At 73.7% G+C, this 13,274-nt stretch carries 10 protein-coding genes; 3 read left to right on the top strand and 7 right to left on the bottom strand.

Going from position 1 to position 13,274, the window contains the following annotated elements:
* Window positions 1-38 precede the first annotated feature (38 nt).
* On the bottom strand, window positions 39-2,249 hold the full coding sequence (locus O7634_RS26865) for a hypothetical protein (RefSeq protein WP_278152907.1): 2,211 nt from the start codon (window positions 2,247-2,249) through the stop codon (window positions 39-41).
* 152 nt (window positions 2,250-2,401) lie between these two features.
* On the opposite strand from O7634_RS26865, the gene O7634_RS26860 reads away from it, so the two are divergent.
* From O7634_RS26860 to O7634_RS26850, 3 genes are all read left to right on the top strand, one after another.
* Complete coding sequence (locus O7634_RS26860; RefSeq protein ID WP_278152906.1) at window positions 2,402-4,060, top strand: FAD-dependent oxidoreductase; 1,659 nt, start codon at window positions 2,402-2,404, stop codon at window positions 4,058-4,060.
* The gene (locus tag O7634_RS26855) at window positions 4,057-5,505 is read left to right on the top strand and encodes an ATP-binding protein (RefSeq protein ID WP_278152905.1); all 1,449 of its coding nucleotides are present in this window, start codon (window positions 4,057-4,059) and stop codon (window positions 5,503-5,505) included. The genes O7634_RS26860 and O7634_RS26855 overlap by 4 nt, the downstream gene beginning before the upstream one ends.
* 75 nt (window positions 5,506-5,580) lie before the next feature.
* Window positions 5,581-7,524, top strand: coding sequence for an ABC transporter ATP-binding protein (locus O7634_RS26850; protein ID WP_278154090.1), 1,944 nt, complete (start codon window positions 5,581-5,583; stop codon window positions 7,522-7,524).
* Between the two features lie 477 nt (window positions 7,525-8,001).
* On the opposite strand, the gene O7634_RS26845 is transcribed toward O7634_RS26850, so the two are convergent.
* Genes O7634_RS26845 through O7634_RS26820 form a run of 6 tightly spaced genes read right to left on the bottom strand, consistent with a single transcriptional unit; the run spans window position 8,002 to window position 13,162 of the window.
* On the bottom strand, window positions 8,002-8,517 hold the full coding sequence (locus O7634_RS26845) for an NUDIX domain-containing protein (RefSeq protein ID WP_278152904.1): 516 nt from the start codon (window positions 8,515-8,517) through the stop codon (window positions 8,002-8,004).
* 36 nt (window positions 8,518-8,553) lie between these two features.
* Window positions 8,554-9,195 (bottom strand): SRPBCC domain-containing protein, encoded by a 642-nt coding sequence (locus O7634_RS26840; RefSeq protein ID WP_278152903.1) that lies wholly within the window; start codon window positions 9,193-9,195, stop codon window positions 8,554-8,556.
* Window positions 9,195-9,560: a metalloregulator ArsR/SmtB family transcription factor gene (locus O7634_RS26835; RefSeq protein WP_278152902.1), complete on the bottom strand. Its 366-nt coding sequence runs from the start codon at window positions 9,558-9,560 to the stop codon at window positions 9,195-9,197. Before O7634_RS26835 ends, O7634_RS26840 begins: the two co-directional genes overlap by 1 nt.
* 28 nt (window positions 9,561-9,588) lie before the next feature.
* Window positions 9,589-11,670 (bottom strand): xanthine dehydrogenase family protein molybdopterin-binding subunit, encoded by a 2,082-nt coding sequence (locus tag O7634_RS26830; protein ID WP_278152901.1) that lies wholly within the window; start codon window positions 11,668-11,670, stop codon window positions 9,589-9,591.
* Complete coding sequence (locus O7634_RS26825) at window positions 11,667-12,650, bottom strand: xanthine dehydrogenase family protein subunit M (RefSeq protein ID WP_278152900.1); 984 nt, start codon at window positions 12,648-12,650, stop codon at window positions 11,667-11,669. The genes O7634_RS26830 and O7634_RS26825 overlap by 4 nt, the downstream gene beginning before the upstream one ends.
* A complete protein-coding gene (locus O7634_RS26820; protein ID WP_278154089.1) occupies window positions 12,647-13,162 on the bottom strand; it encodes a 2Fe-2S iron-sulfur cluster-binding protein in 516 nt (171 codons plus the stop codon). Before O7634_RS26820 ends, O7634_RS26825 begins: the two co-directional genes overlap by 4 nt.
* Window positions 13,163-13,274: the final 112 nt, after the last annotated feature.

The raw sequence follows: 13,274 nt of genomic DNA, 5'->3' as shown, positions 1-13,274 counted from the left end.
GCCGGGCACGAGGACCGGTCGAGGCGACCCGGCACGGCTCAGCGGCCCGCCCGGAGCCGCACGATCAGGTCCCGCTCGGCCTCGGTGAACGCCTGCTGCGACTCGCACGGCCAGTGCGCGAGGATCGGTGGCGGCACGCTGTCCCAGGGCGGGGCCACCACGTCCTCCGGGTCCCTGAGCCGGCGATCCACCAGCGCCGCCGGCCCGGTCAGGGTCTGCGCCTCCCCGGGCCGATGCGCGGCGAAGATCCAGCCGCCGATCGGGTCGGTGTCCCGCCACAGGTTGAGCCACCGCCAGCCGACCCGCTCGCCGACCTCGCGCAGCGCCGGGTCGTCGGTGTACGCGGGGAACAGCCGCGAGTACAACCGTCCCAGCGGCGATCCGTAGGTCAGCAGGGCGACCCGGTCGGTGATCCGGGCGGGCAGTTGCAGCACCGTCGCCGCGAGCAGCACCGAGCCGTGGCTGTGTCCGGCGAGCAGCACGCCGTGCCCCTGGTCGACCAGGTAGCTGATCCGTTTGGCCAACTCGGGCACGGCCCGCTCCGCGTAGCAGGGTGGGGCGAAGGGGTGCGCGGCCCGCGGCCAGAAGGTGCCCAGGTCCCACAGCACACCCACGTACCGGCGGAACCCGGCCGTGCGGTACGCGAAGAGGCCGCCGATCACCAGCCCGAGCACGACGGCGGCGATGAGGTAGCTGCCGACGCCGATCAGGAAGTCGACAAGGCCCTGGGGCACCCCGAGGTAGCGCTGCGCCACGACGCCGGGGAGCAGTTGGAGCAGGCCGAGCAGGCTGGTGGACAGGCTGATCGCGGCCAGGCAGGCGTACACCACGGAGAGCGGTTCCAGCCGCTCGGTGAAGCGCGCCCGGGCCACCGCGTGCTCGACCCGGCGCATCCGGTCCGCCGTCGTCGGCGGCGCGTCCGGAAAGTCGGCGGACACGATCGCCCGCGCGGCCCGTCGCCGTCCGCGTCTGGTCAGCCTGGTGACCACGGCGGCGACCAGCAGCGCGGTCACCATCGCCAGGAGAAACCCGAAGATCGCCCATTTGTACGCCAGGGGCGGGCTGGTCTCCAGACTGTCCGCCGTCGTTCCGCCCCGGTCCAGCAGGTCGGAGACCCGGTAGACCAGCTCGGCGGAGAAGGCCACTGCCAACTCGGCGGCAAGCGTGATGAAGACCGGCGCCCCCAGGGCGCGCAGCGGTGATCGCCGCCTACCCCCGCGGCGTCGCAGCACCAGCGCGCCGAGGCCGGCGACCAGCACGGTCTGACTGACGAACAGCCAGGCCACGATCGCGCTGTAACCGGGCAGCACGTCGACCTGCGGCCAGGGCGCCGGGCTGATGACGATGTGCACGATCACCAGGACGGTCAGGCCGCAGGCGAGGGTGCGCACGGCGCGGAAGACAGCGTCCACCCGGGGCGACGGGTCGGACCGGTCGATGCTCGGGACCACGGTGATCAAAGTCAGGCAGGTCACCAGCACCGCCACGGTGGCCACCAGCAGGATGACCATCGTCCCGGAGGAGTGCTGGCTGGCCCGTGCCGCCAGCAGAGTGCCGTCCAGGGTGGCGAACGCGGCGGCGACGTGGACCGAGCGCAGCCGGCCCACCAGTGGGGCGCCGTCCCACTGGCCGACGGCGCTCAACCGGTGCTTCGACGCTGCGGTGGACGGGGTCCGGAACGCGTCGAACGAGTGGCTCTGGCGGGCGCTCAGCCACCAGAGGAGGCCGATGGCGGCGACCGGCACCAGCGCCAGGAGACCGAGGCGCAGCCCGGGCGGACGCCCGCCGAGCCAGGACAGCCAGGTCCGGCCGGCCAGGCACGACGGTTCGCCCATGCAGCGCCAGGCGAGCAGGTCCAACGTCGAGCCGACGATGGAGAGCACGTACAGCATGGTGAGCGTGAGGGCGAGCACCCGGCACAGCGCCATGAAGCCCTTTTTCGAGGCGGGGTTGGTCGGCACCATCCAGAGCGCCACGTTGCAGAGCATGAACGGCAACAGGAACACCAGCGACAGCGTCCGCACGGCGGTGCCGGACGGCAGGTCGCCCCAGCGGTACGCCTCCAGCGTCACCCCGTCGGTCCCGGCCGAGTCCGGGTAGCCGGGACGTGGGCGGTAGAAGCCGCCGCTGCGGTCCCCGGCGACCTGGCGCACGTGCGGGCAGTCCAGCACCTGGTCCGCCCCGGCGCCGGAGACACCGTGCACCCGCAGCTCCACGATGCCGTCCGGCCTGGTCGCTCCGTCCGCCATGGGCCCCCCGAGGTGTACGCGGCAGCCGGGCGGGTCGTCCAGGTCCGGCCACCCACGCGGCTTCCCGGCTTACCCACCCGGAGCCCGGTCAACCGTGCGGCGGAACTCACGCGCCGGTGCGGTCGACCCACATCAGGTGGTTTCATGGCGCCATGGCGAACCCGGTGATCCTGACCGTCGACGACGATCCCGTGGTGTCCCGGGCGGTGGCCCGCGACATCCGGCGCCGCTACGGCGACCGCTACCGGGTGCTGCGGGCGTCCTCCGGGCCGGAGGCGCTGGACGCGCTGCGGGAGGTCAAGCTGCGCGGCGAACAGGTGGCGTTGCTGCTGGCCGACCACCGGATGCCGGAGATGACAGGTGTCGAGTTCCTCGAGGCGGCGATGGACATCTTCCCGGCCGCCCGTCGGGTGCTGCTGACCGCGTACGCCGACACCGACGCCGCGATCGAGGCCATCAACGTTGTCGACCTGGACCACTACCTGCTCAAGCCGTGGCATCCGCCGGAGGAGAAGCTGTACCCGGTGGTGGACGGGCTGCTGGAGGCGTGGGCGGCCACCCCTGACGCCGCCAGCGTCGAGATCCGGGTGGTCGGGCACCGCTGGTCGGCCCCGTCGTTCAAGGTCCGTGACTTCCTGGCCCGCAACCTGGTGCCGTACCGCTGGTTGTTGACCGACGACCCGGAGGGTGCCCGGCTGCTCGACGCGGCCGGCGCGACCGAGGCGGACGTACCCCTGGTGGTGACGCCCGAGGGCAAGGCGCTGGTCGCCCCCAGCGAGGCCGAGCTGGCCGCGCTCGCCGGGTTGACGGTGGCGCCGGCATGCGACTTCTACGACCTGGTGGTGATCGGCGGTGGGCCCGCCGGGCTCGGCTCGGCGGTGTACGGCGCGTCGGAGGGGCTGCGGACCGTGCTCGTCGAACGACGGGCGACCGGCGGTCAGGCCGGGCAGAGCAGCCGGATCGAGAACTACCTGGGCTTTCCGGACGGCGTCTCCGGCGCGCAGCTGACCGATCGGGCGCGGCGGCAGGCGGTCAAGTTCGGCGCGGAGCTGCTCAGCGCCCGGGAGGTGGTCGGTCTCAGCGAGGCCGGTGGGGCCCGGCTGCTGCGCTTCGGCGACGGCAGCGAGATCGCCGCGCACACGGTGGTGCTGGCCACCGGCGTGTCGTACCGGGTGCTGGACGCCCCCGGGCTGGCCGATTTCACCGGTCGGGGGGTGTTCTACGGCGCCGCCGCGACCGAGGCGCCGAGCTGCGTCGAGCAGGACGTCTACATCGTCGGCGGGGCCAACTCCGCCGGTCAGGCGGCGGTGCACTTCTCCCGGTACGCGTCGCGGGTGCACCTGCTGATCCGGGGCGCGGACCTGACCGCCTCGATGTCGCGGTACCTGATCGACCAGCTGGAGCGGATCGACCGGATCACCGTGCACCCGCACACCGCCGTGGTCGGCGCGGCGGGGGAGGGCCACCTGCAACGGCTCACCCTCTGTGACACCCGCACCGGGGAGTCCCGCTCGGTCGACACCTCCTGGCTGTTCATCTTCATCGGCGCGGAGCCGCGTACCGACTGGCTGGACGGGGTGCTGGTCCGCGACCGGCGCGGCTTTATCGTCACCGGCCCGGACCTGCTCGCCGGTGGGCGGCGGCCGGCCGGGTGGTCGCTGCCGCGCGACCCGTACCACCTGGAGACCAGCCTGCCGGGGGTCTTCGCCGCCGGGGACGTCCGGGCCGAGTCGGTCAAACGGGTCGCCTCGGCCGTCGGCGAGGGCGCGATGGCCGTCTCGCTCGTGCACCGCTACCTGGAGGCGCAATGACCACGTCGTCGGATCGGCTGACGCCGGCACAACTTCGGGACCTGTTCCTGTTCGAGGCGCTCGACGACGCGCAGCTCGACTGGCTGGCCGCGCGTGGCCGGGTGGAGCAGCGCGCCGGGGGCACGCTGGTGTACGCCGAGGGGGAGCCGGCCACCTGTTTCTTCGTGCTGCTGCGCGGGACGGTGGCGTTGAGCCGCCTGGTGCACGGCGACGACGTCGAGGTCAGCCGGACCGAGCAGCGGGGCGTGTACGGCGGGGCCACCCAGGCGTACCTGGGGGAGCAGGTCGACCAGATCTACCGCAACAGCCTGCGCGCGGTGACCGACGCGGACTTCTTCGTGCTGCCGGCGGAGGACTTCGCGTACGCCCTGCGGTCGTGGTTCCCGATGCCCATGCACCTGTTGGAGGGCCTGTTCTTCGGCATGCGGGACAGCCAGGCCATCGTCGGTGAGCGGGAGCGGCTGCTGGCGCTGGGCTCGCTCTCGGCGGGGCTGACCCACGAGCTGAACAATCCGGCAGCCGCGGCGGTGCGGGCGACATCGGTGCTGCGGGACCGGGTCGCCGGGATGCGGCACAAACTCGCCATGATCGCCGACGGCCGGCTCGACGGACGCGCCCTGCACGGCCTCGTCGCGTTGCAGGAGGAGGCCGTGGCCACCGTCGCCACCGCGCCCAAGCTGACGCCGCTGGAGACCGCCGACGCCGAGGACGCCCTCACCGACTGGCTGGAGGAGCACGGGGTCTCCGGGGCGTGGGACCTGGCGCCGATCCTGGTCGGCGGTGGTCTCGACGCGGCCTGGCTGGCGCGGGTGAAGGCGGCGGTCGGCGCGGCCGACCTGGAGGCGGCGGTGCGCTGGCTGACCTACACCGTCGACACCGAGCTGCTGATGAAGGAGATCGACGACGCGGTCACCCGGATCTCCGGGCTGGTGGGCGCGGCCAAGCAGTACTCGCAGCTGGACCGCGCGCCGCACCGGGTGGTGGACGTGCACGACCTGCTCGACGCCACGCTGGTGATGTTCAAGGGGAAGATCCCCGCCGAGGTCAAGATGGTCCGCGAGTACGACCGGAGCCTGCCGCCGGTGCCTGCGTACGCGGCCGAGTTGAACCAGGTGTGGACCAACCTGATCGACAACGCGTTGGGCGCGATGGGCGAGAAGGGTGTGCTGACGGTCCGCACCACCCGCGTCGACGACCTGCTGGCGGTGGAGATCACCGACACCGGTCCCGGTATCCCGCCGGAGGTGCGCCCGCGCATCTTCGAGCCGTTCTTCACCACCAAGCCGGTGGGCGCGGGCACCGGGTTGGGGCTGGACATCTCGTACCGGATCGTGGTGCACAAGCACCACGGCGACATCCGGGTGGAGACCGCGCCCGGCCGGACCACCTTCCGGGTCCTGCTACCGATCGCGGAGGCGGCGCCGGGCGACGCGCCGGCTACCTAGAGACAGTGGGTGGTCGCCGCCAGTAGTCTCGGGCAGCGTCGGTGAATCCCGTCCCGAGGAGGGTCCGTGGAGTCGATGGCCCGCCAGCGCACCCCCGCCGAGGACGACGACCAACCGGGCGATCCGCCGACCGGCACGATGCTGCCGGAGCTGGAGGACCCCGACTGGCTGCACCACGCGCACGAGTTCGCCCACACCGGCTTCTGGGCGGTGGCCCGCCGGCTGCCCCGGTTGGTCCGCGAGGCGGTCGGCCTGGCCTGGAGCACCAGTCGTCGGGACACCGTCGCCTCGGTCGGCCTGAACGTCGCCGCCGGCGTGATGACCACGTTCGGCCTGCTGGCCACGACCAGCGTGCTGAGCGAGTTGTTCGCCGCCGGTCCCACCCCGGACCGGGTCCGAGCGGCCCTGCCGGCGCTGGTCGTCGCGGCGGTGGCGGTCTCGGCACGCGGCGGCCTGGCGATCGCGGCCGGCTGGGCGCAGGCCCGGCTCACCCCGCAGATCAACTACCAGGTGGAGTTGCGGCTGTTCGAGGCGACCACAGCCGTGGAGTTGGCCGCGTTCGACGACGCCGGCTTCGCCGAGGAGATGGACCGGGCCCGGGACCGGGGGATAACCGAGGCCGCGTACATCGTCGACCACACGGTCAACCTGGTCACCGGTGTGGTCGGCATGCTGGCCACCGCGGTGGCGGTGACCGTCATCCAGCCGCTGCTGCTGCCGTGTCTGCTGCTCGCCGCGGTGCCCGAGGCGGTCACCGCGGTGCGGATGGCCCGCCGTGAGTACCTGGCGATGCTGGCCCGGATCACCCGTCAGCGTCGGATGTGGATGCTGGCCCACCTGATGGCCAACCGGCACACCGCCGCCGAGGTGCGCGCGTACCAGATGCGCGACTTCCTGCTCAGCGAGTACCGCGGCGTGATGGCCGTCGAGACCCGCGCCCAACTGCGGTTGGTCCGCGCGCAGACCGGCACGCGGGTCGCCGGCGCGACCGTCGCGGGCCTGGCCACCTTCGGGGTGTACGCGGTGCTCGGCGGCCTGTTGCTGGCCGGGATGGTGGCCCTCGCCGCCGCGGCCACCGCCCTGCTCGCCCTGCAGTCGGCGCGCAACAGCCTCGGCGTGGCGGTCGTCGCCACGAACTCGCTCTACGAGGACGCCCTCTACTACCAGGACTACCGGGACTTCCTGGCCCGCGCCCACGCCCGGGTGCCGATCGGCGGCGACCGCCTCGTCGACGCCGTCGGGGTGATCGAGCTGGACGAGGTGAGCCTTCGGTACCCGGACACCGACAGGCCGGCCGTGGACCGGGTGAGCCTGACCGTCCGCCGGGGAGAGGTGATCGCACTGGTCGGCGAGAACGGCTCCGGCAAGACCACCCTGGCCAAGCTGATCGCCGGGCTGTACCGGCCGACCGGAGGGACGATCCGCTGGGACGGCGTCGACGCCGTCGAGCTGGACCCGCGCGCCCTCGGCGGCCAGGTGGCCGTGCTGACCCAGGAGTACTGGAAGTTCCCGTTCACCGCCGGGCAGAACATCCGGGTGGGACGGCACGACCGCGCCCCGGACCGGATCGGGCCGAGCGTGCAGGAGGCGGCCGGCGCCGCCGCCGCGCACGACATGATCAGCGGCCTGCCGAACGGCTACGACACGCTGCTCGACCGCGAGTTCAAGGACGGTCACGAGTTGTCCGGCGGGCAGTGGCAACGGTTGGTCGCCGCCCGTGGCCTGTACCGGGACGCCGCCCTGCTGATCTGCGACGAACCCTCGGCGGCCCTGGACGCCCGCGCCGAACACGCGCTGTTCCAACACCTACGCCGCAGCCCCGACCGGGCGGTCGTCCTGATCACCCATCGACTGGCCAACGTCCGGCACGCCGATCGGATCTTCGTGCTGGAGCGGGGCCGGCTCGTTCAGCACGGTAACCACGACGAGCTGATGGCCGCCGGCGGCCTCTACCGGGAGCTGTTCGACCTGCAGGCCAGCGGCTACCTGACCGGCACCGACGACGCCCTGCCCCGCTGACTCCGCGCCCCGCCCTCCTGCACCCGCGCCCCGCGCCCGCGCCCCGCGCCCGCGCCCCGCGCCCGCGCCCCGCGCCCGCGCCCCGCGCCCGCGCCCCGCGCCCGCGCCCCGCGCCCGCGCCCCGCGCCCGCGCCCCGCGCCCGCGCCCCGCGCCCGCGCCCCGCGCCCGCGCCCCGCGCCCGCGCCCCGCGCCCGCGCCCCGCGCCCGCGCCCCGCGCCCGCGCCCCGCGCCCGCGCCCCGCGCCCGCGCCCCGCGCCCGCGCCCCGCGCCCGCGCCCCGCGCCCGCGCCCCGCGCCCCGCAAGATCGTGCTCGAACCGGGAAGTAGTGGCCTCGCCATCTCGCGAGGCCACTACAACATGGATCGAGCACGATCTTGCTGGTCGGGCGGGGGCGGGCTCAACCAGGGCCCAGGGCGGACGGGCCGAGGGGGCGGTTGGAGGGCGGGCTCCGGGGACGGCGAGGTGCTGTCCGAGGGTCAGGCGGGGCGGTGGTGGGTGAGGAAATCGGCCAGCACCCGGGTGTGGGTGGAGAAGGCCAGCTCGACCGGGTCGGTGAGCACCAGCCACTCGGTCGCCTCCTCGGTGGGCGCCGACGGCGGCAGGTCCTCGGCCGCCCGCTCGGGCAGCACCCCGAAGACCATCATCGTGCCGCCGGCCGGTGCGCCGTGCACCGCGAACAGCCGGGCGTCCTCGGCCGCCGCGATCAGGCCGGTCTCCTCCCGCAGCTCACGGACGAGCGCGTCGGACCACTCCTCGCCGTACTCGATGAAGCCGCCGGGCAGCGCGAGCAGGCCGCGGGCCGGCTCGATGTCCCGGCGGACGACCACCACGCCCACGCCCCCGCCGGTGCGGACCGGCAGCACCGCGACCGCCACGGGCAGCGGGTTGCGCCACACGGTCTCGCCGCACACGGCACAGAATCGGGGCCAGCCGGCGGCCGGCGGGTAGGCCGCGCCGCAGTAGGAGCAGTGCGCGTACGGCGTGCGGGTCATGCCGCAGCACGTTACCCCGCCGGCCGGCGGGGCGGCTCAGGCCTCCGGGGCGCCGGTGTAGAAGGCGGTCGTCCGCTCGGCGGCGGCCTTCGCCTCGTCGGCGTCGGTGCCGGCGGCGATGCTCGCCTCGCACCACAGCTGGCTGCTCAGCTCGATGGCCCGTCGTCCCTGCTCGGAGGCGGTCCACTCGGCGGCCTGGTCCGGGGTGATGCCGCTGCCGTCGCTGGCCAGGTGGGCGGCGAGGCCGAGCAGCCCCAGGTCCCAGCCGACGCCGACCGCGCCCGGCCCGAACTGGGCCCACCGGTCCTGGTCGACGTGCGCGATGTGGTCCAGGTCGAGGCGGCTGTGCTCGTCGTCGACAGGGGTGACGGTCACCTCGATCCAGCTCACCTCGTCGCCGAACTCCCAGGTGGCGGTGAATCGGCGCGGCGGCTCGCACGTCTCGACGGTGCCGTGCGCGTTGCCCTCGAGCTGGTACGTGCCGTGCAGCCGCAGGTCGCCGGAGATCGGCAGGAACCAGCGCGGGATGCGCTCGGCGTTGGTGCAGGCGTCCCACAGGTCCTCGGCCGTCGCCCGGTAGGTCTGGCTGACCGTGCTCACCCGGGCCTCGCCGGCCTCCAGGGTGCGGCTGCCGACCCGGCGCTGCACGGCGTTGATCTGCTCGGTGGCGTCGAACATCAGGTGTTCCTCTCATCGGTGACATCGGAGGGCCCCTGGAGTCGACGCTCGCGTCGGCCCCGGGCCAGTTCGGTGGCGAGTGCCGCCAGGGGTGGAGTCCAGAACCGGCGAAAGTGGTCCAGCCAGCCGTCGACCTCGCGCAGCGGGCGGGGGTCGACCGCGTACAGCCGCCGGGTGCCCTCCGGCCGCACTGTGGCGAAACCGTTGTCGCGCAACACTTTCAGGTGTTGGGACACGGCGGGCTGGGAGATGCCGAACTCGTCGCGGATGACCGCGCTGAGCGCACCGGCGGTCTGCTCGCCACTGGCGAGCAGCTCCAGGATGCGGCGCCGGACCGGATCGCCCAGCACGTCGAAGGCGTGCACGGCGACAGTTGTATCACTGTCGGCTTATTTAAGCAAAGCCGGAAACTCCGATGAGCTTGTCCAAGCGGATCGGTAGCTCGCGGACCCGTACGCCGGTGGCGTGGTGCACCGCGTTGGCCACCGCTGCGGCGGCGCCGACGATGCCGATCTCGCCGATGCCCTTCACCCCCGCCGGGTTCAGCTCGTCGTCGTGCTCGTCCAACCAGTACGCCTCGATGGACTCCACGTCCGCGCAGCCGGTGATGTGGTACGTGGCGAGGTCGTGGTTGACCCAGTCGCCGTAGCGCTCGTCGAGCAGACCCTCCTCGTGCAGCGCCATCGACAACCCCATCGTCATGCCACCGATGAGCTGGCTGCGTGCCGTCGTCGGGTTCACCACACGCCCCGCCGCGAACACCCCGAGCATCCGGTTCAGGCGTACCTCGCCGGTGTCCGCGTCCACCCGCACCTCGACGAACTGCGCCCCGTACGCGTACCGGGGTCGGGTGGGTTGGTTGCCCACCTCGTCGGTGGTGTCCGCCTCCGCGGTCACCTCGCCGGGGTTGTCGCGCCGCTTCTCCCGCAACGCCTGGCAGGCCCGGATCACCGCCCAGCTCCAGCTCGCGGTGCCCATCGACCCGCCGGCCAGCGGCGCGGTCGGCAGGTCGCTGTCGCCGACGCGGATCTCCACCCGCTCCGGCGGCACCCCGAGGGCGTCGGCGGCCACCTGCCAGATCGCGGTCCGGGCGCCGGTGCCGATGTCGGTGGCGTTGACCTGCACCAGGAAGCTTCCGTCGGGCCGGGCCGTAGCCCTCGCCGAGGAGGGCCGTGCCCGGGCCGGGTAGCTCGACCCGGCCACACCCGTCCCGATCAGCCAACGCCCGTCCCGCCGGGATCGGGGTGACGGGTCACGTCCGGCCCAGCCGAACCGCTGCGCGCCCTCGCGCAGGCAGGCCACCAGGTTCCGGCTGGTGAACGGGTGCCCCTGGTCGGGGTCGACCGAGGTGTCGTTGCGGATGCGCAGCTCCACCGGGTCGACGCCGGCGGCGATGGCCAGCTCGTCCACCGCCGACTCCAGGGCGTACGCGCCGGGGCACTCGCCGGGGGCGCGCATCCAGAACGGCGTGGGCACGTCGAGGCGGACCAGCCGGTGGGTGGTGCGGCGGTGCGGCGCGGCGTACATGCTGCGGGTGTAGACGGCGGTCTGCTCGGCGAACTCCCGGACGGTGGAGGTCTGGCTGATCGCGTCGTGGCAGATCGCGGTGAGCCGCCCGTCGGTGTCGGCGGCGAGCCGGACCCGCTGGATGGTGGGGGTGCGGTAACCGACCGGCCCGAACAGTTGCTGACGGGTCAGCGCCAGCTTGACCGGGCGGTCCACGTGCCGGGCGGCGAGAACGGCCAGCACCACCGAGGCTTTTGCGTACCCCTTGCTGCCGAAGCCGCCGCCGACGTGCTCGGCGACGACCCGGACCGACTCCGGCGGCAGCGCGAACATCTGCGCCAGGGTGGCGCGCACCGACGACGTGCCCTGGGTGGAGTCGTGCACCAGCAGCCGCCCGTCCCGCCAGTGCGCCGTGGTGGCGTGCGGCTCCATCGGGTTGTTGTGGTACGCCGGCGTCCGGTAGGTGGCGTCCACCCGCACCGGCGCGGCGGCGTACCCGGCGTCGAAGTCGCCCTCGGCGGTGTCGGTCGGATAGCTGGGGTTGACGTGGTCGGGCCGGTACAGACCCGGGTGGTCGTCGGTCAGCACCGTGCTGTGTGGGCCTGCGTCGTAGTCGATCCGGACCAGGCGGGCGCCCTCGCGGGCCGCCTCCAGGCTGGTGGCCACCACCACCGCGACGTACTGCCCCCGGTAGTGCACCGCCGGCTCCTGCAACAGCCACAGCTCCGGCTGGTCGCCGGGCGTGAGCCGGGGCGCGTTGCCGTGGTGCACCACGGCCAGCACGCCGGGCGACGCCAGCGCCTCCGCCGTGTCGATCCGGGTGATCCGGCCGCGCACCACCGCCGACGGCACCGCCCAGCCGTAGGTGACCCCGTCCACCGGGTACTCCACCGCGTACCGGGCCGCGCCGGTGACCTTCTCCGGTCCCTCCAGCCGGCTGTGCGCCCGCCCGACCGCCCCGGTGCTCACGACGACGCCAGGTCGGTGAGCGCCCGCACGGTGATGGCCCGGGTCAGCGGCAGCTTGAAGCCGTTGTGCCGCAGCGGGCGCGCCTCGGCCAGCTCCGCGTCGGCGGCCCGGGCCACCAGCTCGGGGCTGAACCGTTGGCCGCGCAGCTCCTCCTCGGCCCGGTACGCCCGCCACGGCCGGTGCGCCACCGCCCCGTACGCCAACCGCACGTCGCGGACCACGTCGCCGTCGAGGTCGAGCACCGCCGCCACCGAACCGGCGGCGAAGGCGAACGAGGCCCGGTCGCGCACCTTGAGGTACGTCGAGCGGCGCGCGGCCGGCAGTGGCGGCAGCCGGACGGCGGTGATCAGGGTGCCCCGGGCGAGGGTGGTCTCCCGTTCCGGGTGGGTGCCGGGGGAGCGGTAGAGGTCGGCGATCGGGACGTCGCGCGGGCCGTCCGCCCCGTGCACCTCCACCACGGTGTCCAGGGCGGCCAGCGCGACGGCCAGGTCGGACGGGTGGGTGGCGACGCACTGCTCGGACCAGTCCAGCACCGCCAGGTCGCGGTTGTGGCCGTGCCGGGCGGCGCAACCGCTGCCCGGGTCCCGCTTGTTGCACGCCGTGCCGGTGTCCTGGAAGTAGACGCAGCGGGTGCGCTGCAACAGGTTGCCGCCGGTGGTGGCCATGTTGCGCAATTGTCCGGAGGCGGCGGCGAGCAGCGCTCGGGCCAGCACCGGGTAGACGCGGCGCACCACCGGGTGGGCGGCGAGGTCGCTGTTGCGGACTGTCGCGCCGATCCGCAGGCCGCCGTCGGGCAGCTCCTCCACGGTGTCCAGCGGGAGCCGGGTCACGTCCACCAGCACCTCGGGGCGTTGCACCCCGAGCTTCATGAGGTCCACCAGGTTGGTGCCGCCACCCAGGTAGGCGGCCTGCGGCTCGGCCGCCAGCACGGCGACCGCGTCGGCCACGTCGGCGGGCCGGTGGTAGCGGAAGGCCCTCACCGCGCCACCGCCGTCGCACCGGCGTTCGCCGTCTCCCGCACGGCCGCGACGATGTGCGGGTACGCGGCGCAGCGGCACAGGTTGCCGGCCATCCGCTCGCGGATCTCCGCGTCGGTCAGCTCGGCGGGCGCGTCGAGGTCGTCGGTGACCGCGCTGGGCCAGCCCTTCGCGACCTCGTCGAGCATCCCCCGGGCGGAGCAGAGCTGCCCGGGGGTGCAGTAGCCGCACTGGAAAGCGTCGTGCGCGATGAAGGCGGCCTGCAACGGGGACAGCTCGTCGGACCCGGCCAGCCCTTCGACGGTCACCACCGACCGACCGTCCACCGTGACCGCGAGGACCAGGCAGCTCTTCACCCGGCGGCCGTCGAGCAGCACCGTGCAGGAGCCGCACTGGCCGTGGTCGCAGCCCTTCTTCGCCCCGGTCAGGTCGAGGTGCTCGCGCAGCGCGTCGAGCAACGTGGTGCGGTTGTCCAGGGTGAGCGCCCGGGACGCGCCGTTGACCTCGAATGCCACCCGGGACGAGTGCGCCGCATCGGTGGTCGTCACGTTCTCTGGTCCGCCCTGCACCGGCCCAGAGTAGCTTTGTCGGTATATTCCGGGGCGAATAACGCGAACCTGTCGTACG

Origin of the sequence: Micromonospora sp. WMMD1120 (genome assembly GCF_029626235.1) — a bacterium.
Classification (GTDB): Bacteria; Actinomycetota; Actinomycetes; order Mycobacteriales; family Micromonosporaceae; genus Micromonospora.
Note: the sequence above shows the minus strand (reverse complement) of the source record. Positions and strands in the feature narration are given on the sequence as shown.

Coding starts and splice junctions, on each gene's coding strand:
- O7634_RS26865 (WP_278152907.1), bottom strand. CDS start 2,249: ATGGCGGACGGAGCGACCAGGCCGGACGGCATCGTGGAGCTGCGGGTG.
- O7634_RS26860 (WP_278152906.1), top strand. CDS start 2,402: ATGGCGAACCCGGTGATCCTGACCGTCGACGACGATCCCGTGGTGTCC.
- O7634_RS26855 (WP_278152905.1), top strand. CDS start 4,057: ATGACCACGTCGTCGGATCGGCTGACGCCGGCACAACTTCGGGACCTG.
- O7634_RS26850 (WP_278154090.1), top strand. CDS start 5,581: ATGGCCCGCCAGCGCACCCCCGCCGAGGACGACGACCAACCGGGCGAT.
- O7634_RS26845 (WP_278152904.1), bottom strand. CDS start 8,517: ATGACCCGCACGCCGTACGCGCACTGCTCCTACTGCGGCGCGGCCTAC.
- O7634_RS26840 (WP_278152903.1), bottom strand. CDS start 9,195: ATGTTCGACGCCACCGAGCAGATCAACGCCGTGCAGCGCCGGGTCGGC.